General features: G+C 44.9%; 26 protein-coding genes and 6 pseudogenes. All 32 read right to left on the bottom strand.

All coding sequences use genetic code 11. The features are described 5' to 3' along the window. Positions 1–11: 11 nt before the first annotated feature. Positions 12–755 (bottom strand): type I methionyl aminopeptidase, encoded by a 744-nt coding sequence (map, locus tag JCM19037_RS13980; protein WP_042402160.1) that lies wholly within the window; start codon positions 753–755, stop codon positions 12–14. Beyond that, positions 752–1,405, bottom strand: coding sequence for an adenylate kinase (locus JCM19037_RS13975; protein ID WP_042402157.1), 654 nt, complete (start codon positions 1,403–1,405; stop codon positions 752–754). The genes map and JCM19037_RS13975 overlap by 4 nt, the downstream gene beginning before the upstream one ends. A gap of 36 nt (positions 1,406–1,441) precedes the next feature. After that, positions 1,442–2,736 (bottom strand): annotated as a pseudogene (gene secY, locus JCM19037_RS13970) (preprotein translocase subunit SecY). Next, positions 2,736–3,176 carry a 50S ribosomal protein L15 gene (gene rplO / locus JCM19037_RS13965; protein ID WP_042402154.1) on the bottom strand — a complete coding sequence of 147 codons (441 nt, stop codon included), beginning with the start codon at positions 3,174–3,176 and terminating at the stop codon, positions 2,736–2,738. The pseudogene secY and the gene rplO overlap by 1 nt, the downstream one beginning before the upstream one ends. 31 nt (positions 3,177–3,207) lie before the next feature. Further along, positions 3,208–3,396 (bottom strand): 50S ribosomal protein L30, encoded by a 189-nt coding sequence (rpmD, locus tag JCM19037_RS13960; protein WP_042402152.1) that lies wholly within the window; start codon positions 3,394–3,396, stop codon positions 3,208–3,210. A gap of 13 nt (positions 3,397–3,409) precedes the next feature. Beyond that, positions 3,410–3,904 carry a 30S ribosomal protein S5 gene (rpsE, locus tag JCM19037_RS13955; RefSeq protein WP_042402149.1) on the bottom strand — a complete coding sequence of 165 codons (495 nt, stop codon included), beginning with the start codon at positions 3,902–3,904 and terminating at the stop codon, positions 3,410–3,412. A gap of 21 nt (positions 3,905–3,925) precedes the next feature. Beyond that, on the bottom strand, positions 3,926–4,288 hold the full coding sequence (gene rplR, locus JCM19037_RS13950) for a 50S ribosomal protein L18 (protein ID WP_042402146.1): 363 nt from the start codon (positions 4,286–4,288) through the stop codon (positions 3,926–3,928). Between the two features lie 75 nt (positions 4,289–4,363). Continuing rightward, positions 4,364–4,900, bottom strand: coding sequence for a 50S ribosomal protein L6 (rplF, locus tag JCM19037_RS13945; protein ID WP_042402143.1), 537 nt, complete (start codon positions 4,898–4,900; stop codon positions 4,364–4,366). 30 nt (positions 4,901–4,930) lie between these two features. Next, on the bottom strand, positions 4,931–5,329 hold the full coding sequence (gene rpsH / locus JCM19037_RS13940; RefSeq protein WP_042402141.1) for a 30S ribosomal protein S8: 399 nt from the start codon (positions 5,327–5,329) through the stop codon (positions 4,931–4,933). A gap of 31 nt (positions 5,330–5,360) precedes the next feature. Further along, positions 5,361–5,546 carry a type Z 30S ribosomal protein S14 gene (locus JCM19037_RS13935; protein WP_042402139.1) on the bottom strand — a complete coding sequence of 62 codons (186 nt, stop codon included), beginning with the start codon at positions 5,544–5,546 and terminating at the stop codon, positions 5,361–5,363. A gap of 39 nt (positions 5,547–5,585) precedes the next feature. After that, entirely contained in the window at positions 5,586–6,125 is a 540-nt protein-coding gene (gene rplE / locus JCM19037_RS13930) for a 50S ribosomal protein L5 (RefSeq protein ID WP_042402136.1), read from the bottom strand. A gap of 26 nt (positions 6,126–6,151) precedes the next feature. After that, positions 6,152–6,479: pseudogene (gene rplX, locus JCM19037_RS13925) on the bottom strand (50S ribosomal protein L24). Between the two features lie 37 nt (positions 6,480–6,516). After that, entirely contained in the window at positions 6,517–6,885 is a 369-nt protein-coding gene (gene rplN, locus JCM19037_RS13920; protein WP_042402133.1) for a 50S ribosomal protein L14, read from the bottom strand. A 31-nt stretch (positions 6,886–6,916) separates the two neighbouring features. After that, positions 6,917–7,180, bottom strand: a complete 264-nt coding sequence (gene rpsQ / locus JCM19037_RS13915) for a 30S ribosomal protein S17 (protein ID WP_042402130.1) — start codon at positions 7,178–7,180, stop codon at positions 6,917–6,919. A gap of 20 nt (positions 7,181–7,200) precedes the next feature. Beyond that, the gene (rpmC, locus tag JCM19037_RS13910) at positions 7,201–7,404 is read right to left on the bottom strand and encodes a 50S ribosomal protein L29 (protein ID WP_042402127.1); all 204 of its coding nucleotides are present in this window, start codon (positions 7,402–7,404) and stop codon (positions 7,201–7,203) included. Then, on the bottom strand, positions 7,394–7,828 hold the full coding sequence (gene rplP / locus JCM19037_RS13905; RefSeq protein ID WP_042402124.1) for a 50S ribosomal protein L16: 435 nt from the start codon (positions 7,826–7,828) through the stop codon (positions 7,394–7,396). The genes rpmC and rplP overlap by 11 nt, the downstream gene beginning before the upstream one ends. Positions 7,829–7,830: 2 nt before the next feature. Beyond that, positions 7,831–8,490, bottom strand: coding sequence for a 30S ribosomal protein S3 (rpsC, locus tag JCM19037_RS13900; RefSeq protein ID WP_042402120.1), 660 nt, complete (start codon positions 8,488–8,490; stop codon positions 7,831–7,833). A 3-nt stretch (positions 8,491–8,493) separates the two neighbouring features. Next, positions 8,494–8,835, bottom strand: coding sequence for a 50S ribosomal protein L22 (gene rplV, locus JCM19037_RS13895; RefSeq protein ID WP_042402119.1), 342 nt, complete (start codon positions 8,833–8,835; stop codon positions 8,494–8,496). A 19-nt stretch (positions 8,836–8,854) separates the two neighbouring features. After that, complete coding sequence (gene rpsS, locus JCM19037_RS13890; RefSeq protein WP_042402116.1) at positions 8,855–9,133, bottom strand: 30S ribosomal protein S19; 279 nt, start codon at positions 9,131–9,133, stop codon at positions 8,855–8,857. Positions 9,134–9,237: 104 nt separating this feature from the next. Next, positions 9,238–10,076, bottom strand: a pseudogene (gene rplB / locus JCM19037_RS13885) (50S ribosomal protein L2). A gap of 27 nt (positions 10,077–10,103) precedes the next feature. After that, positions 10,104–10,391, bottom strand: coding sequence for a 50S ribosomal protein L23 (rplW, locus tag JCM19037_RS13880; protein WP_042402114.1), 288 nt, complete (start codon positions 10,389–10,391; stop codon positions 10,104–10,106). Beyond that, on the bottom strand, positions 10,391–11,011 hold the full coding sequence (rplD, locus tag JCM19037_RS13875; RefSeq protein ID WP_042402113.1) for a 50S ribosomal protein L4: 621 nt from the start codon (positions 11,009–11,011) through the stop codon (positions 10,391–10,393). The genes rplW and rplD overlap by 1 nt, the downstream gene beginning before the upstream one ends. A gap of 25 nt (positions 11,012–11,036) precedes the next feature. Next, positions 11,037–11,666, bottom strand: a complete 630-nt coding sequence (gene rplC, locus JCM19037_RS13870) for a 50S ribosomal protein L3 (protein WP_042402111.1) — start codon at positions 11,664–11,666, stop codon at positions 11,037–11,039. 70 nt (positions 11,667–11,736) lie between these two features. Continuing rightward, the gene (rpsJ, locus tag JCM19037_RS13865) at positions 11,737–12,045 is read right to left on the bottom strand and encodes a 30S ribosomal protein S10 (protein ID WP_042402109.1); all 309 of its coding nucleotides are present in this window, start codon (positions 12,043–12,045) and stop codon (positions 11,737–11,739) included. 327 nt (positions 12,046–12,372) lie between these two features. Further along, positions 12,373–12,525 carry a hypothetical protein gene (locus JCM19037_RS25855; protein WP_193744273.1) on the bottom strand — a complete coding sequence of 51 codons (153 nt, stop codon included), beginning with the start codon at positions 12,523–12,525 and terminating at the stop codon, positions 12,373–12,375. A gap of 309 nt (positions 12,526–12,834) precedes the next feature. Further along, positions 12,835–14,025 carry an elongation factor Tu gene (gene tuf / locus JCM19037_RS13860; RefSeq protein WP_042402106.1) on the bottom strand — a complete coding sequence of 397 codons (1,191 nt, stop codon included), beginning with the start codon at positions 14,023–14,025 and terminating at the stop codon, positions 12,835–12,837. Positions 14,026–14,126: 101 nt separating this feature from the next. Continuing rightward, positions 14,127–16,204 (bottom strand): annotated as a pseudogene (gene fusA / locus JCM19037_RS13855) (elongation factor G). A 51-nt stretch (positions 16,205–16,255) separates the two neighbouring features. After that, positions 16,256–16,726, bottom strand: a complete 471-nt coding sequence (gene rpsG, locus JCM19037_RS13850; RefSeq protein WP_042402105.1) for a 30S ribosomal protein S7 — start codon at positions 16,724–16,726, stop codon at positions 16,256–16,258. A gap of 66 nt (positions 16,727–16,792) precedes the next feature. Continuing rightward, entirely contained in the window at positions 16,793–17,212 is a 420-nt protein-coding gene (gene rpsL / locus JCM19037_RS13845) for a 30S ribosomal protein S12 (protein ID WP_042402103.1), read from the bottom strand. Positions 17,213–17,399: 187 nt separating this feature from the next. Next, complete coding sequence (locus JCM19037_RS13840) at positions 17,400–17,648, bottom strand: ribosomal L7Ae/L30e/S12e/Gadd45 family protein (protein ID WP_042402100.1); 249 nt, start codon at positions 17,646–17,648, stop codon at positions 17,400–17,402. A 104-nt stretch (positions 17,649–17,752) separates the two neighbouring features. Further along, a pseudogene (gene rpoC, locus JCM19037_RS13835) lies at positions 17,753–21,332 on the bottom strand (DNA-directed RNA polymerase subunit beta'). 113 nt (positions 21,333–21,445) lie between these two features. Beyond that, positions 21,446–24,981 (bottom strand): annotated as a pseudogene (gene rpoB, locus JCM19037_RS13830) (DNA-directed RNA polymerase subunit beta). Positions 24,982–25,183 lie beyond the last annotated feature (202 nt).

Raw genomic sequence — 25,183 nt, 5'->3', positions numbered from 1 at the left:
CACCTTGTTTACTACTTGGTTAGAATTTCATATCCCGTGTCCGTGATGGCAATGGTGTGTTCAAAATGTGCGCAGTTCTTTCCATCAGATGTGACCACTGTCCAGTTATCATCCAGGGTATGAACGTATCTTGCTTGCATATTAATCATCGGTTCAATGGCAAGGACCATTCCGGGTTTTAGCCTAGGGCCTTTCCCAGGAGGACCGTAATGCGGAATCTGTGGATTTTCATGCAAGTTTTGCCCAACTCCATGACCCACATACTCTCTCACGACCGAAAATCCATGCTTCTCAACGTACGTCTGAATTGCATGAGAGATATTGGAGAGCCTTTCTTTCGGTTTTGCTTCTGCAAGACCTTCGTACAAGGCATCCCGGGTAACATCCAAGAGTTTTTTGTTCTCTTCGCTGATCGTCCCTACTGCATACGTCCAAGCGGAGTCCCCGTGATACCCTTGGATTTTAGCACCAATGTCGATGGAGATGATGTCTCCATCTTGCAAAACACGCTTTCCCGGAATCCCGTGAACGAGTTCTTCATTGACAGAAGTGCAAATGCTCCCTGTAAATCCATGATACCCTTTAAATGATGGTTCTGCACCACGTGAACGAATGTAAGAATCGGCAATTCCATCCAATTCACCCGTCGTTACACCAGGCTGAATGTATTTTTTAAGTTCAGCATGTGTCTCAGCAACGATTTGACCTGCCAGGCGCATAATGTTGAGCTCGCGCTCGGTTTTCGTGATAATCATGCACGAAGCCCTTTCAACAACTGATCAATTTCAGAGAAAACCTCGTTAATATCCTGGTCACCCTGAATATCTTTAAGGTAACCTTTATCTCCGTAAAAATCTTTCAGCGGTTGTTGCTGCTCAATATTCACCTCGAGACGATTTTTCACCGTTTCTGGCTTATCATCGTCACGTTGAATCAATTCACTGCCGTCTACATCACAAACACCGTCAACCTTCGGCGGATTATAGATCACGTGGTAGCTTCTGCCTGAGGATGGAGATACTCTTCGTCCAGCTAATCGCTCGACTAACTTCTCTTTTGGAACATCAATGTTGAGAACGTAGTCTAGCGTTCGGCCCATGTCAGAGAGCATATCCTCCAATGCTTTCGCCTGTACAGGTGTACGCGGGAAACCATCGAGCAGAAAACCGTTTTTACAATCATCTTGTTCAAGACGTTCTTTTACAATCCCAATGGTTACATCGTCAGGGACGAGTCCTCCCTCATCAAGGTAACTCTTTGCTTTTATGCCTAGCTCGGTTTCTTCCTTGATCGCTGCGCGGAACATATCGCCAGTGGAAATATGGGGAATTCCATACTCTCGACTAATGCGATCTGCTTGTGTTCCTTTACCAGCTCCGGGAAGTCCCATTAAAATTAAATTCATGATGTTACCTCTCCTATCATCGCTTTACCAAATGATTTATTTGATAAAACCTTTATAACTCCGTTTGATTAGCTGACCTTCGATTTGTTTCATCGTGTCAAGTGCAACACCAACTACGATGAGTAATCCAGTACCCCCGATTTGTATTTGTTGAGGCAACCCTAGCTGACTCGTAAAGAAAATCGGAATGATGGATACTGTGGCCAAAAACAGAGCGCCGACGAAGGTGAGGCGGTACAAGATGCGACGAATGGTAAGCTCAGTCGCTTTACCAGGTCTTACCCCAGGTATATAGCCGCCTTGTTTTTTCAAGTTTTCAGCCATAGTTTCGGGATTCACTTGCACAAACGTATAGAAATACGTAAATGCGATAATTAGGCCGACGTAAAAGATCAGGCCAATTGGATTGTTGTAATTAAAGTTATCAACGATCCATTGTGCAATGCCACTACCATCTGCAAAGAAACCAGCTACTGTTGGTGGGAAAATAAAGAGAGCCATTGCGAAAATGACTGGAATTACCCCCGCCGAGTTTACTTTGAGTGAAGGTGTGTGGATTGAGCACCAGCTGTATTGCCTTGCCCAACGACACGCTTTGCATATTGGATCGGAACTTTTCTAATCGCTTGTTGTACGAAGACAACACCAACGATAATGAGTAAAACTGCTAACGCCAATAAAAGAATCGTGACGACACCCATGAATATCTGGTCGCCTTGGTCTTGAATTTGCGTTGCATAGATCATGTTCACACCATTAGGTATACCAGCAGCAATACCTGAGAAGATGAGAATCGAAATCCCGTTTCCGACGCCTTGTGCGGTAATTTGTTCCCCTAACCACATCAAGAACGTTGTACCTGCTGTCATGATTAAAGCAATCATGAGATACGTCGTAACACTCGGATCAGGAATTAATCCAGGGAATTGCGTGTTAAAGCCGATTGACATTGCTAATGCTTGAACAAATGCTAACACAACAGTGAAATATCTAGTAAACTGCGCAAGCTTTCTACGCCCTGCTTCGCCTTGCTTCGACCATTCCGTAAATTTCGGAACAACGTCCATTCTTAAAAGCTGGACGACAATCGAGGCAGTAATATAAGGGAAGACTCCCATCGCGAAGATCGAGAAGTTCCCTAACGCCCCGCCCCCAAATGTATCTAGGAAACCAAAGGCGCTTGCTTCATCTTGAAAAGATAACTGATCACTGTCTGCCCCAGGAACCGGTATGAACGTACCCATACGGTATACGACGAGCATTAACAAGGTGAATAAAATCTTGCGGCGCAGATCAGCGACTCGAAAAATATTGGCGAGCGCCTTAAACATTAGACCACCTCTGTTGTACCGCCGGCTCCTTCAATCACCTTAACTGCAGATGCAGAGAACTTGTTTGCCTTTACGGTAAGTTTTTTGTTTAGACTACCGTTACCAAGTACTTTGATCCCATGATTCTCTTTTTTAACAACACCGTTTTCGATGAGAAGCTCTGGTGTAATCTCTGTACCTTCATCGAATTGATTCAGTGTCTCAACATTTACAATGCTATACGTTTTGCGTCCTGGGTTCGTGAACCCACGTTTAGGCAAACGCTTGTAAATTGGATTTTGACCACCTTCAAAGCCTGGACGTACATTCCCGCCTGAACGAGACTTTTGACCATGCTCACCGCGTCCAGCACGATTTCCGCGTTTCGCACTGTAACCACGACCTACACGAATACCGCGTTTGCGGGATCCTTCAGATGGCTTCAACTCATGTAGTTTCATCAACTCACACCTCCTGTCTTTTCAATTATGACTAACCTTTAATTTCTTTAACGTTCAAAAGGTGGGATACTTTGTTAACCATTCCTCGGATCGCTGGATTATCTTCTTGTACGACCGAGTGATTGACTTTACGAAGCCCAAGTGTCTTCACCGTCACGCGTTGATCTTCAGGACGCCCGATAAGACTGCGTTTGAGGGTGATTTCTAGCTTATTTGCCATGACATTTCCCTCCTTATCCTAGCAACTCTTCAACGCTTTTACCGCGAAGTTTTGCTACGTTTTCTGCAGTTTTCAATGAAGTTAACCCTTGCAATGTGGCACGAACCATATTGATTGGGTTGTTTGAACCGTGAGATTTAGACAAGATGTCTCCAACACCGCCAAGTTCTAGCACGGCACGAACCGGTCCACCCGCAATAATTCCAGTACCTTCGCTAGCAGGCTTAAGAAGTACTTTACCTGCTCCGAAACGTCCGATAAGTTCGTGAGGAATTGTTGTTCCAACACGTGGTACACTGATCAGATTTTTCTTTCCGTCTTCAATCGCTTTGCGAATAGCTTCTGGTACCTCTAGGGCTTTTCCGATTCCAAAACCAACATGTCCGTTACGGTCTCCGACAACAACAACCGCTGCGAAACGGAAGCGACGGCCACCTTTTACAACTTTTGCTACACGGTTGATGGCAACAACCTTTTCTTCAAGATCCAGTTTGTTCGGATCGATCATGTAATTTCCCTCCTTCGACCTTTAAAATTTCAATCCTGCTTCGCGCGCTGCATCTGCAAGCGCTGCAACACGTCCGTGGTATACGTTCCCGCCGCGGTCAAATACGACGTTATCGTATCCTTTTTCAGTGGCACGTTTCCCAACTAGCGCTCCTACTTCTTTTGCAGCTGCAACGTTTCCTCCGTGGTCTACGTTGATGTCCTTATCCATTGTGGACGCAGCAACAACTGTTACCCCTTTTTGATCATCGATCAATTGAGCGTAAATGTGGTTCGCTGAACGAAATACGTTAAGACGCGGGCGCTCTGTCGTGCCATGCACCTTAAGACGAATGCTCTTTTGGCGACGCTGGCGCGCAGTGTTCTTTGACATTTTCTTCGCCATGAGAATGTTTCCTCCTTTCGTGCCGTTCGCTGGTTTCGTTTGTACCGAGCAAACAAAACCGGTTCATCTATAAAATTACTTACCTGTTTTACCTTCTTTACGACGAATCATCTCTCCGCTATAGCGAATTCCTTTACCTTTGTAAGGTTCAGGCTTACGCACAGAACGAATGTCAGAAGCAATCGCACCTACAAGCTGCTTATCGATTCCTTTTACAACAACTTTGTTGTTTGCAGGAACGTCAATTTCGATGCCTTCGATCTTGTCGAACTCAACAGGGTGTGAATACCCGACGTTAAGGACGAGTTTCTCGCCAGACTTCGATGCACGATAACCAACACCAACAAGTTCTAGTGTTTTCTCGAAACCATTCGTTACACCTTCGACCATGTTGCCAATAAGGCTTCTTGTCGTTCCGTGTAAAGAGCGGTGGTCTTTATGATCTGATGGACGGCTTGTAGTAAGCACGTCATCTTCAATCGAAATCTTAATGTCTGTATTAAACGTGTTGGACAGTTCGCCTTTTGGTCCTTTGACCGTTACGTGACCACCATCCAACGTAATCGTAACATCCTTAGGAATCTCTAAAGGATTTACACCGATACGTGACATAATGTCGCACCTCCATTCTTCAGTAACTTCTTACCAAACGTAAGCGAGTACTTCGCCTCCGATATTCTTTTGACGCGCTTCTTTATCAGTCATTACCCCTTGAGATGTTGAAATGACTGCGATACCTAAACCACTGAGTACACGTGGAATCTCTTCTGATTTCGCGTATACACGAAGACCAGGCTTACTAATTCTTTTTAGACCTGTAATTACTCGTTCGTTTTGCTCCCCGTACTTCAAGAAGATGCGAAGAACACCTTGTTTTTTATCATCAACGAATTCTACATCGCGAACGAATCCTTCACGTTTGAGGATTTCTGCTACTTCGCGCTTCACGTTTGAAGCTGGAAGTTCTAGTTTATCGTGACGTACAGTGTTCGCATTGCGAATTCTTGTTAGCATATCTGCAACCGGATCTGTCATAACCATATTGATGTACCTCCTTCCTTATATAAGGCTCTTACCAGCTGGCTTTTTTCACACCAGGAATCTGGCCTTTGTATGCAAGCTCTCGGAAACAAATCCGGCAAAGCTTGAATTTACGAATGACGGAGTGTGGCCGTCCACAACGTTCACAACGTGTATATTCACGAACTTTATACTTTTGAGGACGTTGTTGTTTGGCAACCATTGATTTTTTTGCCAAGAGTCTTTCCCTCCTTCATGTTTAGATGAATATCGTTCATTATTTTTGGAATGGCATTCCGACTTCTGTAAGAAGTGCTCTGGATTCTTCATCCGAATCAGCCGTAGTTACAATTACGATATCCATTCCGCGTACTTTATCAACTTTGTCGTACTCAATTTCAGGGAAAATCAACTGTTCTTTTACACCAAGCGTGTAGTTTCCACGACCGTCAAATGCTTTGTTTGACACACCACGGAAGTCACGTACACGTGGAAGGGATACATGGATCAATTTCTCAAGGAAATCATACATGCGCTCTCCGCGAAGTGTAACTTTTGCTCCAATTGGGTTGCCTTCACGAAGCTTAAAGCCAGCGATTGACTTTTTCGCTTTTGTAACGACTGGCTTTTGACCAGAGATCGTCGCAAGCTCTTCTACCGCGCTATCGAGTGATTTAGGGTTGTTTACGGCTTCACCGACACCCATGTTAATCACAACTTTTTCGATCTTTGGTACGGCCATGACCGAATCGTATTTGAATTGCTCGTGTAGACGAGGCACAATTTCTTGTTTGTAACGAGTTTTTAAAGCGTTCATGATCAAGGACCTCCTTTCAACAGGTGTTACTTATCGATCACTTCACCTGATTTTTTTGCAACACGTACTTTTTTTGCCGTCTTCGTGCTTGTAACCCACTCGCGTTGGTTCTCCGCTTTTCGGGTCAATGAGCATCACATTAGAAACATGGATGGCTGCTTCCTCGTTAAGAATACCGCCTTGTGGGTTTTCTTGAGTTGGCTTTGCATGTTTCTTTACTACATTTACGCCTTCGACGATCACTCGCTCTTTACTCGGAAGAGCTTTAAGGATCACGCCTTCTTTTCCTTTATCTTTACCAGTGATTACTTTGACTTTATCGCCAGTTTTCACGTGTAATTTTGGCTGCGCCATTTAGTCGCACCTCCTCGATAACCGTTGTTTCGTATCTTTAAAGTACCTCAGGTGCTAGAGATACGATCTTCATATATTGCTTATCACGTAACTCACGTGCAACTGGTCCGAAAATACGTGTACCTCTCGGCCCTTTGTCGTCACGAATGATTACTGCTGCGTTTTCATCAAACTTGATATATGAACCGTCGTTACGACGAACGCCACTGCGTGAACGTACGATAACGGCGCGGACAACTTCACCTTTTTTGACAACGCCGCCAGGTGTTGCATTCTTGACTGCACACACGATCGTGTCACCAATGTTCGCTGTCTTACGTCCAGTACCACCAAGTACTTTAATGCATTGTACTTCACGAGCACCAGAGTTATCTGCTACTTTCAATCTTGATTCTTGCTGGATCATGTCATTTGCCTCCCTTCAACAAAAGGATGTCTTAGATAATCACGGATTCTTCAACGATTTTCACGAGGCGGAAGTACTTATCTTTGGAAAGTGGACGTGTTTCCATGATGCGTACGATATCTCCGACTTTTGCTTCGTTGTTTTCATCGTGAGCTTTGTATTTCTTTGAGTAACGAACACGCTTGCCGTATAACTTATCACGTTTATACGTTTCAACAACAACAGTGATTGTTTTATCCATTTTGTCGGATACAACACGGCCCGTTAATTCTTTACGATTATTACGTTCAGTCATTACGTTTGCCCCTCCTTTAATTATCCACGAGTAATGCCAAGTTCTCTTTCACGAAGAACTGTATTGGCTCTAGCGATTTCTTTACGTACGTGACGGATGCGGGCAGGATTATCCAACTGACCAGTAGCTAGCTGGAAACGAAGGTTAAACAATTCTTCTTTCAAAGACTTTGTTTCTTGTTCGATCTCAGTCGTTGTCAGATCTCTAATTTCTTTAGCTTTCATTTGCCTCACCACCCATATCTTCACGTTTCACGAATTTGCATTTAATCGGAAGCTTGTGAGACGCAAGACGCAATGCTTCACGTGCCACCTCTTCGTTTACACCTGCAATTTCAAACATGATTTTACCTGGCTTTACGACAGCTACCCAGCCTTCAGGAGCACCTTTACCGGAACCCATTCGAACTTCTAGAGGCTTTGCTGTGTAAGGCTTATCAGGAAAGATTTTAATCCATACTTTACCGCCACGCTTCATGTAACGAGTCATCGCGATACGTGCTGATTCGATTTGACGGTTCGTTACCCAAGATGGTTCAAGGGCTTGAAGACCGTATTCACCAAAGTTTACTTCTGTTCCGCCTTTCGCACGACCTTGCATACGGCCACGGAATTGGCGGCGATATTTAACGCGTTTAGGCATTAACATGTTTAGTTGCCTCCTTCCTCGTTGCTCTTACCTTTCGTGGGAAGGACTTCTCCACGGTAGATCCAGATCTTTACGCCGATTTTACCGAAAGTCGTATCAGCTTCAGCTGTTCCGTAATCAATGTCGGCACGAAGTGTATGAAGTGGCACTGTACCTTCACTATAGCTTTCAGAACGAGCCATATCTGCTCCACCAAGACGTCCATTTACTTCTGTACGAATCCCTTTTGCTCCAGAACGCATTGTGCGTTGGATCGATTGCTTCATCGCACGACGGAAACTCACACGGTTTTCCAATTGACGAGCAATGTTTTCTGCGACTAGACGAGCGTCCATGTCAGTAACTTTCACTTCAGAAATGTTGATATGAACACGCTTGCCAGTAATTTCATTTAGCTTCTTACGAAGTGCTTCGACTTCAGAACCACCCTTACCGATTACCATTCCTGGTTTCGCAGTATGGATGTTGATGTTCACACGACGAGCAGCACGTTCGATTTCGATTTTAGACAATGATGCATCTTTGAGGCGATCTTCAAGGAATTCACGAATCTTAATATCTTCATGCAAAAGATCTGCATATTCCTTCCCAGCGTACCATTTCGATTCCCAATCACGAATGACGCCGATACGAAGACCGACAGGGTTTACTTTTTGACCCACGCTCTATCCCTCCTCCTTCTCAGAAACAATAATTGTAATGTGACTAGTGCGCTTGTTGATTCTAGACGCACGACCTTGGGCTCTTGGGCGGAAGCGCTTCAAGGTAACTCCTTCATCTACAAATGCTGCACTTACGTATAAGTTTTCAGCATCGAGTTCGTAATTGTGTTCAGCGTTCGCAATAGCAGAATTGAGAACCTTCTCAACGATCGGCGAAACACCTCTTGGTGTATGACGCAAAATTGAAATGGCTTCTCCAACTTCCTTACCTCTGACAAGATCAACAACCATTCTTGCTTTACGAGGAGCAACACGAACTTGTTTCGCAACAGCTTTAGCTTGCATGAGTGAACCTCCTCTCTAATTAGCGGCGTTTCGTTTTCTTATCGTCTTTATCATGTCCACGATACGTTCTTGTTGGTGCAAACTCTCCGAGTTTATGTCCAACCATATCTTCTTGAATGTAAACCGGAACGTGTTTACGACCATCGTAAACAGCAATTGTATGACCTACAAATTGCGGGAAGATGGTAGAACGACGTGACCATGTTTTAATGACAGATCTGTTGTTATCATCCATTGCTTCAATTTTGTTAAGCAAGTGGCTATCGGCAAAAGGGCCTTTTTTAAGACTACGTCCCATGTGAATGCCTCCCTTCAAATGTATAAAACGACGTTGACAGCGCCCGACACAGCAAAGGCGTTGCTGTTATCAGGGGCGCAGCAATCGTCTGGCCTTCTCGGCAATTACTTACGCTTCGCGTTGCGACGACGAACAATATACTTGTCAGAGTCTTTCTTGCCTTTACGCGTTTTGTAACCAATTGCTGGTTGACCCCAAGGAGATACTGGTGCAACACGACCGATTGGCGCGCGTCCTTCACCACCACCGTGAGGGTGATCCGCTGGTTCATTGCAGAACCACGTACAACTGGGCGTTTGTTCATCCAGCGACTACGGCCTGCTTTACCAACATTAATGAGTTCATGCTCAAGGTTTCCAACCTGACCGATTGTCGCACGGCACGTTGAAAGGATCAAACGGTTTTCACCAGAACGAAGGCGAATTAACGTGTATTTTCCTTCACGACCAAGAATTTGTGCTTGTGATCCTGCAGCACGAGCGAGTTGTCCGCCGTGGCCAGGCTTCAATTCGATGTTGTGTACGTTCGTACCAACTGGAATATCTTTAAGCTCAAGTGCGTTACCGAGTTTAATGTCAGCTTCTGATCCAGAGTAGATTGAGTTGCCGACTTTTAGACCTTTAGGTGCTAAGATGTAACGCTTTTCTCCGTCCATGTAGTGGATGAGTGCAATGTTCGCCGAACGGTTTGGATCGTACTCAATTGTCGCTACTCGTCCTTCTACTTGGTCTTTGTTACGCTTAAAGTCGATCATACGGTATTTACGTTTGTGACCGCCACCTTGATGACGTGTTGTCAAACGACCTTGGTTGTTACGACCTGCCTTTTTAGACAGTGGCGCAAGCAAAGAGCGCTCAGGTGTGTTCGTTGTAATTTCAGAGAAGTCTTTCCCTGTCATGAAACGACGACCGTTTGTGGTCGGTTTATAACGTTTTACAGCCATTTTCATTTCCCTCCTTTACATTAAAACTTAAGCTTCGCCGAAGATCTCGATCTCTTCGCTGTCTGCTTTAAGTGTTACAATCGCTTTTTTCTTCGCAGGTTTAAAGCCTTCATAACGTCCGAAACGACGAAACTTTTGCTTGTATTTGATCGTGTTGACTTTCTCAACATCAACTTCGAAGATTTCTTCGATTGCTTGCTTGATTTGCGTTTTATTCGCTCTAATATCTACTTCAAACGTATACTTCTTATCTTCCATCAGTTCAGTAGAGCGTTCCGTAATGACCGGGCGCTTAATCACATCGCGTGCATCCATTAGCTAAGCACCTCCCCTACCTTCTCTGCAGCTTCCTTCGTAATGATCACTTTGTCGTACTTGATCACATCAAGAACGTTTACGCCAGTAGCTGTAATCGTTTTGACGTTCTGAAGGTTGCTAGCAGATCTTTCGATGTTTTGATTGCGCTCTGCAGTAACAATGAGTGTTTTCTCTGCGGACAGATTAGAAAGAATTTGTACCATTTCTTTCGTCTTTGGTGCTTCGAAGCTTAACTCATCAACAACAATCAATGCATCGTTTTGTACTTTATCAGAAAGAACTGAGCGAATCGCTAGACGACGAACCTTTTTCGGTAGGTTGTAGCCGTAAGTTCTTGGTGTTGGTGCGAAGACCACACCACCGCCTTTCCAAATTGGTGAGCGGTTTGAACCGTGTCTAGCACGACCTGTTCCTTTTTGACGCCAAGGCTTTGCACCACCGCCACGAACTTCAGAGCGAGTTTTCGCTTTCTGCGTTCCTTGACGAAGGGAAGCTTGTTGCATTACGACGGCATCATGAACAACACTTTCGTTTGGTGTAATACCAAAAACAGCATCAACAAGTTCGATGTCTCCAACTTGTGAACCGCTTTGGTTAAATACCGTTACTTTTGGCATGATGACTCCTCCTTTCTTCGAGACGTTAGTTGCCTTTTACAGCACTTTGAATTTTAACGTAGCTTTTCTTTGCTCCAGGAACGTTCCCTTTAATAAGAAGCAAATTACGCTCTTCGTCGATTTGTACGACTTCCAAGTTTTGTACAGTTACCTTTTCGCCACCCATTTGACCCGGGCCTTCCATGCCTTTGATAACCTTCGCATCTTGCATCGTACCGAGTGAACCCGGACGACGGTGATAACGAGAACCGTGGCTCATTGGACCGCGCGCTTGGTTATGACGCTTAATTGCACCTTGGAAACCTTTACCTTTTGAAGTACCGGTCACATCAATGATGTCTCCGACTTCAAATGTATTTACGTTGACCGCTTGACCGACTTCGTGAGTCCCAACATCCATGTTGCGGAATTCACGAGCGTAGCGCTTGGGTGCCGTGCTTGCTTTTTCAGCATGGCCTTTTTCCGGCTTGTTAGAACGATGATCTTTCTTGTCATCTGCACCTAACTGCACCGCATCGTAACCATCTTTTTCCTGTGTTTTCAACTGCATGACAACATTCGGATTTGCTTGAACGACAGTAACTGGAACGACTTCGCCATTCTCGCTAAAAATCTGTGTCATGCCGATCTTTGTACCCAAGATTCCTTTGGCCATCAGTCACACCTCCTATATTTTGTGTTCATAATTGTTTGTCCAAACTGCCATCCTATAACTGTGAATTGGATTATAGCTTAATCTCAATGTCAACGCCGGATGGAAGATCCAAACGCATTAAAGCGTCCACCGTTTGTGGTGTTGGACTGATAATATCGATGAGACGTTTATGCGTACGCATCTCAAATTGCTCACGCGAATCTTTGTACTTGTGAGTCGCACGTAAGACTGTGTATACCGAACGCTCTGTCGGTAACGGGATCGGTCCGGATACATTTGCACCTGAACGTTTCGCCGTGTCTACAATCTTCACTGATGATTGATCGAGAATACGGTGATCATACGCCTTCAATCGAATACGAATCTTCTCTTTTGCCATGTTTAGCCCTCCTTTTATCGCCTGATTTTCAGACCTACTCCGCAGAAATCCCCCCACACCCATCATGGCAAAGGGGCCGGGTGTGTCAGCAACCTTCTGCATCATCGCAAATGACAACATAAAAACAGGAAATCCGTGCGGATCTCCAACTTTGTCACACTTTTACTATTATAAAGGCTTTCACCTATGAATGCAAGAGTGGATTCATATTGTTTTTGTTCGTCTTTAAGCTCGCCAATTTGCGCGATCTTTTCACTTGATCTGTACATCAATTTTAACAAAATTGAACAGCCAATGATAGGTTTCTTGGCTGTTCATTTTCTTCCATTATTCTTTATCTTCTTTGAAGACCATATCAATTAATTGCTGAAAACCATCAACCTGTTCTGTAATAAGAAATACGGGAAGTAGCAAGACCGCTAAAACAAGTGCACCACTAGACAATGCCGACTTGACGACAATCTTTTGTATGAACTTCATAACCATTCCTCCTCGTAATTCCTTCAGTATACACCTCTGTTCAAAAATTGCTAGCTTTATTTTTATGTATGTAGTCACCTATCTTACATCCAACATGAAAAAACCATTTGGTGATTGTTGAACAAATGACGGGCATGATGCACGTAGAAGAATCATGCGGAAAGTTTGATGCAGAGACTACCTGCCTACGCATGAGCAATTCTTGTATTCATACGTGCAAGGCACGTATTTCTCAGCATACATAACAGAAAAAAGCAGGCTAAGAATGAGTGACTCATTCCTAGCCTGCTTCTATTGTTTGTTCTGAGATTACTTCGTGATTGTAGAAACAACACCAGAACCTACAGTACGTCCACCTTCGCGGATTGAGAAACGAGTACCGTCTTCAATTGCGATTGGTGAAATCAATTCAACTTCCATTTCAGTGTTGTCGCCAGGCATAACCATCTCAACGTTCTCAGGAAGGTTAACAACGCCTGTTACGTCAGTTGTACGGAAGTAGAACTGTGGGCGGTAGTTGTTGAAGAATGGCGTGTGACGGCCACCTTCATCTTTTGAAAGTACATAAACTTCAGCTTTGAAGTTCGTGTGTGGAGTAATTGTACCAGGCTTAGCTAGTACTTGACCACGAGTGATGTCCTCACGGTCAACACCACGAAGAAGTGCACCAATGTTGTCACCAGCTTCAGCGTAGTCAAGAAGCTTATGGAACATCTCAACACCTGTAACTGTAGACTTTCTAGACTCTTCAGTGATTCCTAGGATTTCGATTTCGTCTCCTACGTTAAGAACGCCACGCTCAACACGGCCCGTTGCTACTGTACCACGGCCAGTGATTGAGAATACGTCCTCAACAGGCATCATGAATGGCTTGTCTTTGTCACGCTCAGGAGTTGGAATGTAGTTGTCTACTTCGTTCATGAGCTCAACAATTTTCTCTTCGTAGCTTTCGTCACCTTCAAGTGCTTTGAGAGCAGAACCTGAAACAACTGGGATGTCGTCTCCTGGGAAGTCATACTCAGAAAGAAGGTCACGTACTTCCATCTCAACAAGCTCAAGAAGCTCTTCGTCGTCTACCATGTCAACTTTGTTTAAGAAAACAACCATTGAAGGTACACCTACGTTACGAGAAAGAAGGATGTGCTCACGAGTTTGTGGCATTGGGCCATCCGCTGCAGATACAACGAGGATCGCGCCGTCCATTTGTGCAGCACCAGTGATCATGTTTTTAACGTAGTCAGCGTGACCTGGGCAGTCAACGTGTGCATAGTGACGCGTTTCAGTTTCGTACTCTACGTGAGAAGTCGCGATTGTAATTCCACGCTCTTTCTCTTCTGGAGCACCGTCAATTGCGTCATACGCCATTGCAGTACCTTTACCAGATTTTTTATGAAGTACAGTTGTGATTGCAGCAGTTAGTGTTGTTTTACCGTGGTCAACGTGTCCAATCGTACCAATATTGGCATGCGTCTTGGAACGGTCAAATTTTTCTTTAGCCATTTGAGGATATCCTCCCTTAAATTAATTTAAATTTATGAAGCAAGAAAGGAGGCATGCGCATTTCAATCACATATCACCTTTCTAGACTACTAACAAAGTCATTACTCTCCAGTGTTCTTTTTGATGATCTCTTCAGAAATACTCTTTGGTACTTCTGCATAATGATCAAAGAACATGGAGTACGTTCCGCGTCCTTGTGTGTTTGAGCGTAGCGCTGTCGCATAACCAAACATCTCAGATAGCGGGACAAATGCACGGATGGTTTGCGCGTTGCCGCGTGCTTCCATACCGTCAACACGTCCACGACGTGATGTAACGTCACCCATGACATCACCCATGTATTCTTCTGGAACAACGATTTCAACTTTCATGAGTGGCTCTAAGAGAACTGGCTGACAATGAGCTTTCGCTTCTTTAAATGCCATGGAAGCCGCAATCTTAAATGCCATCTCGTTGGAGTCGACATCGTGGTAAGAACCATCGAATAGACGAGCTTTAACGTCAATGACAGGGTAACCTGCAAGTAGACCATTTTGAAGTGCTTCTTCAATTCCAGCTTCAACAGATGGAATGTATTCACGAGGAACGACACCACCAACGATGTTGTTTTCGAATTCGAAGCCTGCACCTTCTTCGTTTGGTCCAATCTCAACTTTAACGTGTCCGTACTGTCCACGTCCACCTGATTGTCGTACAAACTTACCTTCAAGCTCTGCAGATTTACGCAGTGTTTCACGGTAAGATACTTGTGGTGCACCAACGACCGCTTCAACTTTAAATTCACGTTTCATACGGTCAACGATGATGTCGAGGTGAAGCTCACCCATACCAGCGATAACAGTTTGACCTGTTTCTTCGTCAGTATACGTTTTGAATGTTGGATCCTCTTCAGCAAGCTTACCGAGGGCAACACCCATCTTATCTTGGTCGGCTTTAGATTTCGGTTCAACAGATAGTGAGATAACTGGCTCTGGGAAGTCCATGGATTCAAGAATCACAAGTTCCTTCTCATCACACAAAGTATCTCCTGTTGACGTATCTTTCAAACCTACACCTGCGGCAATGTCTCCTGAGTAAACCGTTTTGATTTCCTCACGAGTGTTTGCGTGCATTTGTAGAATACGACCAACACGCTCACGCTTATCTTTAGAAGCATTCTTCACGTATGAACCAGAATCAAGTGTTCCGGAATAAACACGGAAGAATGTCAATTTACCAACGTAAGGGTCTGTCATAACTTTAAATGCAAGTGCAGAGAATGGACCGTTGTCATCCGCTTCACGGATAACTTCTTCGTCGCTATCTACTTTGTGTCCTTTAATTGCAGGAACATCAGTAGGAGCTGGAAGATAGTCAATGACTGCATCGATCATCGGTTGAACACCTTTGTTCTTAAATGCGGAACCGCAAAGAACTGGGTAGAACTGTACCGAAAGTGTCGCTTCACGAACGGCAGTTTTGAGTTCTTCGTTGCTGATTGTGTCACCATCAAGGTAACGCATCATCAACTCTTCATCAAATTCTGCAACAGCTTCGATGAGCTTCTCACGATATTCATCAGCCAATTCACGGTGCTCATCAGGGATTTCACGTGTTTCAGTGTTTTGCCCTAAATCATCAAGATAATAGTAAGCTTTCATTTCTACAAGGTCAATGATTGCTTCAAAATCATCTTCAGCACCAATTGGAAGCTGAACTGGATGTGCATTCGCGTCTAGACGATCATTCAACGTCCCGACGGAGTATAGGAAGTCTGCACCCATCTTATCCATCTTGTTCACGAATACAATTCGTGGAACGTGGTAAGTGGTTGCTTGACGCCATACTGTTTCTGTTTGTGGCTCAACGCCAGATTGAGCATCGAGTACAGCAACAGCACCGTCAAGAACACGTAGTGAACGCTCTACTTCAACAGTAAAGTCGACGTGTCCTGGTGTATCAATGATGTTGATACGGTGGCCTTTCCAAGATGCTGTTGTCGCAGCAGACGTGATTGTAATTCCACGCTCTTGCTCTTGAGACATCCAGTCCATCTGAGAAGCGCCTTCATGTGTTTCACCAATTTTATGAGTACGACCCGTATAGAACAAAATACGTTCTGTAGCAGTCGTTTTACCGGCATCGATGTGTGCATGATACCGATATTACGTGTTTTCTCCAAGGAGAACTCTCTTGCCATGGTTTACACTTTCTCCTTTCAGCTATCATTTACAACTGGATTGCGAAACGCTTACCAGCGATAATGTGCGAACGCTTTGTTTGCTTCAGCCATACGATGCGTGTCTTCACGCTTCTTAACAGCAGAGCCTGTGTTGTTTGATGCATCAAGAATTTCATTTGCTAGACGCTCTTCCATCGTTTTTTCTCCGCGAAGACGTGCATAGCTTACTAACCAACGAAGACCAAGTGTCGTACGGCGGTCAGGCTTTACTTCAATTGGTACTTGGTAGTTGGCACCACCGACACGGCGTGCTTTAACTTCAAGTACAGGCATGATATTTTTGAGTGCTTGATCAAAAACTTCAACCGGATCTTGACCACTGCGCTCACGGACGAGATCAAAAGATGCGTAAAGAATGTTCTGCGCTTTACCTTTCTTTCCATCCACCATGATGCGGTTAATCAAACGAGTGACCAACTTAGAGTTGTAGATCGGATCGGCAAGCACTTCACGACGAGGTACAGGACCTTTACGAGGCATAACCAACCCTCCTTTCTGTCTCAAACAAGACATCTGAATTCATTTCTTCTATAATAGTAAAGCTTATTATTTCTTTGCTTTCGCACGCTTCGTTCCATACTTAGAACGACCTTGCTTACGGTCTTGAACGCCTGCTGTATCAAGCGCACCACGTACGATGTGGTAACGAACACCCGGAAGGTCTTTTACACGACCACCGCGGATCAATACAACACTGTGCTCCTGAAGATTGTGTCCAATTCCAGGGATGTATGCAGTTACTTCAATTCCATTCGTCAAACGTACACGTGCATACTTACGAAGAGCAGAGTTCGGCTTCTTCGGTGTCATTGTACCGACACGAGTACATACCCCTTGTTTATGAGGAGAAGATAGGTCAGTTTGAACTTTTTTGAAGCTGTTATAGCCTTTGTTCAATGCTGGTGCATCTGACTTCTTCATTTTAGACTTACGTCCTTTTCGAACGAGTTGATTCATTGTTGGCATCGATATTTCCTCCTTTCACAACTTAATTCTCATGCAGCTTGCATTCATGAAATCCACCACGGTTTGTGTAGCGTTCAAAACCGCGTCATCATCGCGATTTTCAAGACCACCGTTCCAGGTGGTTCACAATTGGGCAAAAGTAAAGTTCTTACTGGACGGGCGAGAACGCCCGCCAGTAAAAACAGGACTACTTTTTTATAGCTACAGCCGCAGCATTAACTTCAATACCGCAAGCTTTGCCGAGCTTTTTCATAGATGGAACCATTACCAAAGGTATTTGCTTTTCATATGCGGTGTCCGAGACTTTACGAAGCAACTCATGGTCGGCATCTTCAGCAACGAATACTTCCGTCGCTAAACCGTCAGAGACCGCTTTTAATGTCCGCTTCAAACCAACATATCGTGTGCTAGCATTCATTACCTTATCATAACCCATTATCGCCACCTCAAATACAGGCGAATTACGCGCACTTAGACATCTTAACAAAGTGGAGATGATGTGTCAATACGGTTTTTAGTCGTAACCGATTGTCTCTGGTTCTAGTTCACTTGCTTTCCTTCATCTGCTGTCTCGCCCTTGAGTGTTCGGTAACGTTGCATACCTGTACCTGCTGGGACGAGCTTACCGATAATAACATTCTCTTTTAAGCCAAGAAGTGCATCTCTGCGCCCTTTAATGGCCGCATCTGTGAGCACACGTGTCGTTTCTTGGAACGACGCAGCTGATAAGAACGAGTCAGTCTCAAGAGATGCTTTTGTAATCCCTAGGATAACTGGAGCTCCCACCGCTGGCGCTTCCCTTTTCGAAGCACGTCGATGTTTGCTTTGTTGAAAGAGTTAACTTCAACAAGTGTTCCTGGAAGTACATCAGTGTCTCCAGAGTCATTCACGCGAATCTTACGGAGCATTTGGCGAACCATCACTTCAACGTGTTTGTCACCAATCTCTACCCCTTGCATTCGGTAAACCTTCTGAACTTCTTTCAAGAGGTACTCTTGAACCTCATCCAGACCGGTAACTTTGATTAATTCTTTCGGGTCAATGGAACCTTCAGTCAGTGCCTGCCCTGCTTCAACTTGATCGCCTTCGGATACTTTCAAGCGTGCACCATATGCGGTTGTATAGGAACGTGACTCATACTCTCCGCGAATGACAACATCTTTCTTGTCACCAGCGTCACGGATCTCTTCGATCGTTCCTTTGAGTTCTGTAATAAGCGCTTGACCTTTCGGATTACGCGCCTCAAACAACTCTTGGATACGCGGTAGACCTTGCGTGATGTCATCCCCAGCTACACCGCCCGTATGGAACGTACGCATCGTAAGCTGTGTACCTGGCTCACCAATGGACTGGGCTGCGATAATACCGACCGCTTCGCCGACTTCAACATCGCTTCCTGTCGCCAAGTTACGGCCGTAACATTTATTACATACACCGTGTGACGTGTCACACGTGAAGACAGAACGGATTTTCAATGATTCGACGCCTGCGTCAACGATTGTTTTTGCAGACTCTTCATTGATCAATTCATTCGGTCTGGCAAGGACTTCGCCGGTTTCAGGGTGTTTGACCGTTTGGAACGCAAAGCGACCAACGAGACGATCATAAAGGTTCTCAATTTCTTCAGTACCTTCTCTAATCGGTGAAACAACGAGACCGCGATCCGTGCCGCAATCATCCTCACGAACAATGACGTCTTGGGCAACATCAACAAGACGACGGGTCAAGTAACCAGAGTCTGCTGTCTTCAATGCCGTATCGGCTAGACCTTTACGGGCGCGTGTGTCGAGATAAAGTACTCGAGTACGGTTAGACCTTCACGGAAACTGGACTTGATTGGAAGCTCAATGATTCGACCAGATGGGTTCGCCATTAGACCACGCATACCCGCAAGCTGCGTAAAGTTTGAGGCGTTACCACGTGCTCCGGAATCACTCATCATAAAGATCGGATTCGATTTGTCGAGTGTTTTCATTAGGCGGCTTTGGATGTCGTCTTTTGCTTCACTCCAAATCGAGATGATCTTGTCATAACGTTCCTCTTCCGTAATGAGACCTCTTCGGAACTGTTTCATCACTCGGTCTACTTGCAATTCAGCTGCATCAAGAATTTCACCTTTTTCAGCGAGTACTACGATGTCAGCCACACCTACGGTAAGGCCAGCTTTTGTTGAATAGTAGAAACCAAGGTCTTTCATTCGGTCAAGCATTCGGGATGTTTCAGTGACTTGAAACTTCTTGAACACTTCAGCGATGACATCTCCGAGGAACCCTTTCTTGAAAGGAGCAACGACTGGTCGTTCAGCTATTGTTTTCTTAATATCTGTATCACTTGTAACAAAATATTCTTTTGGCGTTTCTTGTTCAAGGTTAATCGCCGTTGGCTCATTGATATACGGGAACGACTCCGGAAGAATTTCGTTAAAGATCAACTTACCGGTGCTCGTTAATAAAATACGGTCTTCTGTGTTCTCAGGGAATGTCGTTTTGTTCAATGACCGAACAGGAATTCCTATACGTGTATGCAAATGCACGTAGCCGTTTTGGTAAGCGGTGAGTGCCTCATCACTATCCTTAAACACCGTACCTTCTCCAACTGCACCTTCACGTTCGAGCGTCAAGTAATAGTTACCAAGAACCATATCTTGTGAAGGAGTAACAACTGGTTTCCCGTCTTTCGGGTTCAAGATGTTTTGTGCAGCAAGCATGAGTACGCGCGCTTCTGACTGAGCCTCTGCTGAAAGTGGCACGTGAACCGCCATTTGGTCACCATCAAAGTCGGCGTTATACGCGGTACATACGAGTGGGTGCAGCTTAATTGCGCGCCCTTCTACAAGGATCGGTTCAAATGCTTGAATTCCAAGACGGTGAAGGGTTGGGGCTCGGTTTAATAAAACCGGATGCTCCTTGATCACTTCTTCAAGCACATCCCAAACTTCAGGCTGTACACGATCAACTTTACGTTTTGCGCTTTTAATGTTGTGCGCTTGACCTTTAGCAACAAGCTCTTTCATTACAAAAGGCTTAAATAGTTCTAGGGCCATTTCTTTCGGAAGACCGCACTGATACATCTTTAAGTTCGGACCGACAACGATTACGGAACGACCAGAGTAGTCAACACGCTTTCCGAGTAAGTTCTGACGGAAACGACCTTGCTTACCTTTCAACATGTGCGAAAGTGATTTCAACGGTCGATTACCAGGACCCGTTACCGGACGGCCACGACGACCATTATCAATAAGTGCGTCTACAGCTTCCTGGAGCATCCGCTTCTCGTTTTGAACGATAATGCTCGGGGCACCAAGATCTAAAAGACGCTTCAGACGATTGTTACGGTTAATGACTCGACGATACAAATCATTCAAGTCAGACGTCGCAAAACGACCGCCATCCAATTGAACCATCGGACGAAGCTCAGGCGGGATGACTGGCAATACATCCATAATCATCCAAGAAGGGTGATTTCCAGAGTTACGGAACGCTTCAATCACTTCAAGGCGCTTGATCGCACGAGTACGACGTTGCCTTGAGCCGTTTCTAATTCATCTTTTAGCGCTTTTACTTCTTTTTCTAGATCTAAATCAGAAAGAATCTTCCGGATCGCTTCAGCACCATTTGTGCCGTGAACGTACGACCATACTTGTCGTAGTATGCGCGGTATTCTTTCTCAGATAGCAACTGCTTATATTCAAGTGGTGTATCGCCTGTATCTGTCACAACGTAAGAAGCAAAGTAAATCACTTCTTCTAACGAACGTGGAGACATATCCAATACGAGCCCCATACGACTTGGGATCCTTTAAAGTACCAGATATGAGAAACAGGTGCGGCTAGCTCAATGTGCCCCATGCGTTCACGACGAACTTTGGCACGGGTAACCTCAACACCGCAACGATCACAAACAACGCCTTTGTAGCGGACGCGTTTGTATTTCCCGCAGTGACATTCCCAATCCTTTTGTGGACCGAAAATACGCTCACAAAATAGCCCGTCTTTCTCTGGCTTTAACGTTCGATAGTTAATGGTTTCGGGCTTTTTCACTTCACCACGAGACCAACTACGGATCTTGTCTGGAGATGCAAGACCAACTTTCATGTATTCAAAATTATTGACATCGATCAAAGGGTGACCCTCCCTTTCCTGCGCTCTGTTGTCAAAGGGGCTGAGTGACGGGTAACAGTAGCAAAAGAGGTAAAGAGCCCCGCACGGGGCTTTCCTTTACCGATTGCAAAACCTTAGGCGTTTTCCGTTGTTTCAAGCTTCAGGTTCATTTTATCATTCGATTGCTCTTCTTCGTCGTCCAGCTCTTTCATTTCAATCTCTTCTTCGTTGCTTGATAGCATTTTTACATCCATACCGAGACTTTGGAGTTCTTTAATCAATACTTTGAATGATTCTGGAACCCCAGGTTCAGGCACGTTTTCGCCTTTCACGATCGCTTCGTACGTTTTCACACGTCCAACAACGTCATCGGATTTCACCGTTAAAATCTCTTGAAGTGTGTACGCAGCACCGTATGCTTCAAGTGCCCAAACTTCCATCTCTCCAAAACGCTGACCACCAAATTGAGCTTTACCACCCAACGGTTGTTGCGTAACGAGAGAGTATGGTCCAGTAGAACGTGCATGCAATTTATCATCAACCATGTGCGCCAACTTAATCATGTACATGACGCCGACAGACACACGGTTGTCGAATGCATCTCCAGTACGACCATCATAAAGAATGGTCTTACCGTCTCTTGCCATACCTGCTTCTTCTAGCGTCTCCCACACATCTTCCTCGCGAGCACCATCAAATACTGGAGAAGCGACGTGGATACCTAGCTGACGTGCAGCCATTCCAAGGTGCATCTCAAGCACTTGTCCGATATTCATACGCGATGGTACTCCAAGCGGGTTAAGCATAATGTCGATTGGTGTCCCATCAGGAAGATACGGCATATCTTCTTCAGGAAGAATTCGTGAAATAACACCTTTATTCCCGTGGCGTCCAGCATCTTGTCACCTTCGTTAATCTTACGCTTTTGCACGATGTATACGCGCACAAGCTGATTAACACCTGGTGGTAATTCATCACCATCGTCACGGTTGAAAATCTTCACATCGAGGACAATTCCATCGCCACCGTGAGGTGCACGAAGTGATGTATCACGAACTTCACGTGCCTTCTCACCAAAGATCGCATGAAGCAGACGTTCTTCTGCTGTCAGTTCAGTCATCTTTCGGGGTTACTTTACCGACAAGAATGTCGCCGTCTTTCACTTCAGCACCTACGCGGATAATTCCGCGCTCATCTAAGTTTCGAAGCGCATCTTCACCGATGTTTGGAATGTCGCGTGTAATCTCTTCTGGACCGAGTTTCGTGTCCCGAGCCTCTGATTCATACTCTTCAATGTGAATGGATGTGAATACATCATCTTTCACGAGTCGCTCACTTAGAATGATCGCATCCTCATAGTTATAACCATCCCAGGTCATAAAGCCAACGAGAACGTTGCGACCAAGAGCCATCTCACCTTTATCCATAGAAGGTCCATCAGCAAGAACTTCACCTTTATCTACGATGTCGCCTTCAGACACAATTGGACGTTGGTTGTAACTCGTTCCTTGGTTCGAGCGAATAAACTTCGACATACGATACACTTGATCGTCTGTCTCAACTTCTTTGCCATCAACGTCAACGAGCTTGCGAATACGAATCTCACGAGCCGTTACTCGTTTTACAATGCCGCGTTCTCTTGCAACAACAGCAGCTCCCGAGTCTTTCGCCGAAACATACTCAATGCCTGTTCCAACAACGGGTGCTTCTGGCTGCAACAACGGTACGGCTTGACGCTGCATGTTCGCTCCCATTAACGCTCGGTTGGAGTCGTCATTTTCAAGGAATGGAATGGATGCAGTCGCCGCGGAAACGACCTGTTTCGGTGATACGTCCATATAATCAATACGATCTTTAGAAACGATTGTATTCTCTTCACGGAAACGTGCAATAATATCATCATCAACAAACGTTCCATCGTCATTTAACTTCGCATTCGCTTGCGCAACAACGTAGTTGTGCTCTTCATCTGCAGTCAAGTAATCAATACGTTCGGTGACTCGCCCAGTTTCTGGGTCAACACGACGGTACGGAGCTTCCATAAAACCAAACGCATTCACTTTTGCGTAACTCGATAACGAGTTAATCAAACCGATGTTCGGCCTTCTGGAGTCTCAATCGGACACATCCGACCATAGTGGGAGTAGTGAACGTCTCGTACTTCCATTCCGGCACGCTCTCTTGTCAAACCACCAGGCCCTAGTGCAGATAAACGACGCTTGTGTGTAAGTTCAGCAAGTGGGTTCGTTTGATCCATGAACTGAGATAGCTGTGAGCTACCAAAGAACTCTTTGATGGAGGCGATCACTGGGCGAATGTTAATTAAAGCCTGCGGTGTTATCTGGCTAGGGTCTTGAATTGACATACGCTCACGAACCACACGTTCCATTCTAGAAAGCCCGATACGGAATTGGTTCTGTAACAATTCACCAACAGAACGAAGACGACGGTTTCCTAAGTGGTCAATATCGTCAGTATTTCCGACCCCGTGAAGAAGGTTAAAGAAATAACTGATCGAAGCGATAATATCTTCCGCTGTAATGTTCTTGATGCTCTTATCAATCACACCGTTACTAATGACCTGAATCGTTTGCTCGCCTTCAGGGTCGTTCGGTGCATAAATCTTAATCGATTGCACATTAATATCGGCGTCTTCAACAACACCGTCGGCAACGGTATACGTTTTTAACCCAAGATCGTTCTCAATGTAAGGCATGAGGCGGTCTAATGTGCGACGATCAATCTGTGTGCCTTCTTCAGCAATCACTTCGCCAGTTTCAGGGTCTGCTAATGTTTCAGCTAGCACTTGGTTAAATAAGCGATCTTTAATATGGAGCTTCTTGTTAATCTTATAACGTCCAACATTTGCAAAGTCGTAACGCTTCGGATCAAAGAAACGTGATTCCAATAGACTACGGGCGTTATCCACCGTCGGCGGCTCACCTGGGCGAAGACGCTCATAGATTTCTAATAAAGCTTTCTCTGTATCTTCTGTGTTGTCTTTCTCTAATGAGTTTCTCAAGTATTCGTTCTCACCAATGAGATCAACGATGTCTTGGTCGGAACCAAAACCTAAAGCACGAAGGAGTACCGTTACAGGGAGCTTACGTGTACGATCAATACGTACGTATACAATGTCTTTTGCATCGGTTTCTAGCTCTAACCACGCACCACGGTTTGGAATGACCGTAGCCGTGAAGCCTTTCTTACCGTTCTTATCAGTCTTGCGACTGTAATATACACTTGGAGAGCGGACGAGTTGGGAAACGATGACTCGCTCGGCACCATTAATTACAAAAGTACCTGTATCCGTCATCAACGGAAAGTCGCCCATGAATACTTCTTGTTCTTTCACTTCGCCTGTTTCTTGATTCATTAAACGAACTTTCACCCGTAAAGGCGCTGAATATGTTACATCCCGCTCCTTTGAATCCTCAACAGAGTACTTTGGTTCACCTAAGCTGTAATCGATGAATTCCAGCACTAGATTTCCCGTAAAATCTTCAATCGGTGAAATGTCTTGAAACATCTCACGAATCCCTTCGTCAAGGAACCATTGATATGAAGCTGTCTGAATCTCGATGAGATTAGGAAGATCAAGAACTTCACTAATCCGCGCGTAGCTTCTTCGCTGGCGATGGCGTCCATACTGAATGAGTTGACCTGTCAACGAATTCACCCCTCAAATCCGCGTATTTTTTACTGATCCCAATAGCCTCGGCAAGACTCTGCCATTTTTGTTAAAATGGGGGAAACAATCATCTAGGATGATGCCGATCGTTATATAAAACGGCGGGAAAACCGTGTAAAAAACCGAAAAAGGTTCATATTATACAGGATAAAAATACCAACCTCTTTTACTCGTATTCACT

The sequence above is a fragment of the Geomicrobium sp. JCM 19037 genome (assembly GCF_000698105.1).
Classification (GTDB): domain Bacteria; phylum Bacillota; class Bacilli; order Bacillales; family Marinococcaceae; genus Geomicrobium_A.
Note: the sequence above shows the minus strand (reverse complement) of the source record. Positions and strands in the feature narration are given on the sequence as shown.

What these genes read in the sequence shown, in the direction of transcription:
- map (WP_042402160.1), bottom strand. Translation starts at nt 755, where the DNA reads ATGATTATCACGAAAACCGAGCGCGAGCTCAACATTATGCGCCTGGCA.
- JCM19037_RS13975 (WP_042402157.1), bottom strand. Translation starts at nt 1,405, where the DNA reads ATGAATTTAATTTTAATGGGACTTCCCGGAGCTGGTAAAGGAACACAA.
- rplO (WP_042402154.1), bottom strand. Translation starts at nt 3,176, where the DNA reads ATGAAACTACATGAGTTGAAGCCATCTGAAGGATCCCGCAAACGCGGT.
- rpmD (WP_042402152.1), bottom strand. Translation starts at nt 3,396, where the DNA reads ATGGCAAATAAGCTAGAAATCACCCTCAAACGCAGTCTTATCGGGCGT.
- rpsE (WP_042402149.1), bottom strand. Translation starts at nt 3,904, where the DNA reads ATGATCGATCCGAACAAACTGGATCTTGAAGAAAAGGTTGTTGCCATC.
- rplR (WP_042402146.1), bottom strand. Translation starts at nt 4,288, where the DNA reads ATGGCGAAGAAAATGTCAAAGAACACTGCGCGCCAGCGTCGCCAAAAG.
- rplF (WP_042402143.1), bottom strand. Translation starts at nt 4,900, where the DNA reads ATGTCACGTATCGGTGTAAATCCTTTAGAGATTCCTAAGGATGTTACG.
- rpsH (WP_042402141.1), bottom strand. Translation starts at nt 5,329, where the DNA reads ATGGTTATGACAGATCCGGTTGCAGATATGCTAACAAGAATTCGCAAT.
- rplE (WP_042402136.1), bottom strand. Translation starts at nt 6,125, where the DNA reads ATGAACGCTTTAAAAACTCGTTACAAACAAGAAATTGTGCCTCGTCTA.
- rplN (WP_042402133.1), bottom strand. Translation starts at nt 6,885, where the DNA reads ATGATCCAGCAAGAATCAAGATTGAAAGTAGCAGATAACTCTGGTGCT.
- rpsQ (WP_042402130.1), bottom strand. Translation starts at nt 7,180, where the DNA reads ATGACTGAACGTAATAATCGTAAAGAATTAACGGGCCGTGTTGTATCC.
- rpmC (WP_042402127.1), bottom strand. Translation starts at nt 7,404, where the DNA reads ATGAAAGCTAAAGAAATTAGAGATCTGACAACGACTGAGATCGAACAA.
- rplP (WP_042402124.1), bottom strand. Translation starts at nt 7,828, where the DNA reads ATGTTAATGCCTAAACGCGTTAAATATCGCCGCCAATTCCGTGGCCGT.
- rplV (WP_042402119.1), bottom strand. Translation starts at nt 8,835, where the DNA reads ATGCAAGCTAAAGCTGTTGCGAAACAAGTTCGTGTTGCTCCTCGTAAA.
- rpsS (WP_042402116.1), bottom strand. Translation starts at nt 9,133, where the DNA reads ATGGGACGTAGTCTTAAAAAAGGCCCTTTTGCCGATAGCCACTTGCTT.
- rplW (WP_042402114.1), bottom strand. Translation starts at nt 10,391, where the DNA reads ATGGATGCACGCGATGTGATTAAGCGCCCGGTCATTACGGAACGCTCT.
- rplD (WP_042402113.1), bottom strand. Translation starts at nt 11,011, where the DNA reads ATGCCAAAAGTAACGGTATTTAACCAAAGCGGTTCACAAGTTGGAGAC.
- rplC (WP_042402111.1), bottom strand. Translation starts at nt 11,666, where the DNA reads ATGGCCAAAGGAATCTTGGGTACAAAGATCGGCATGACACAGATTTTT.
- rpsJ (WP_042402109.1), bottom strand. Translation starts at nt 12,045, where the DNA reads ATGGCAAAAGAGAAGATTCGTATTCGATTGAAGGCGTATGATCACCGT.
- JCM19037_RS25855 (WP_193744273.1), bottom strand. Translation starts at nt 12,525, where the DNA reads ATGAAGTTCATACAAAAGATTGTCGTCAAGTCGGCATTGTCTAGTGGT.
- tuf (WP_042402106.1), bottom strand. Translation starts at nt 14,025, where the DNA reads ATGGCTAAAGAAAAATTTGACCGTTCCAAGACGCATGCCAATATTGGT.
- rpsG (WP_042402105.1), bottom strand. Translation starts at nt 16,726, where the DNA reads ATGCCTCGTAAAGGTCCTGTACCTCGTCGTGAAGTGCTTGCCGATCCG.
- rpsL (WP_042402103.1), bottom strand. Translation starts at nt 17,212, where the DNA reads ATGCCAACAATGAATCAACTCGTTCGAAAAGGACGTAAGTCTAAAATG.
- JCM19037_RS13840 (WP_042402100.1), bottom strand. Translation starts at nt 17,648, where the DNA reads ATGGGTTATGATAAGGTAATGAATGCTAGCACACGATATGTTGGTTTG.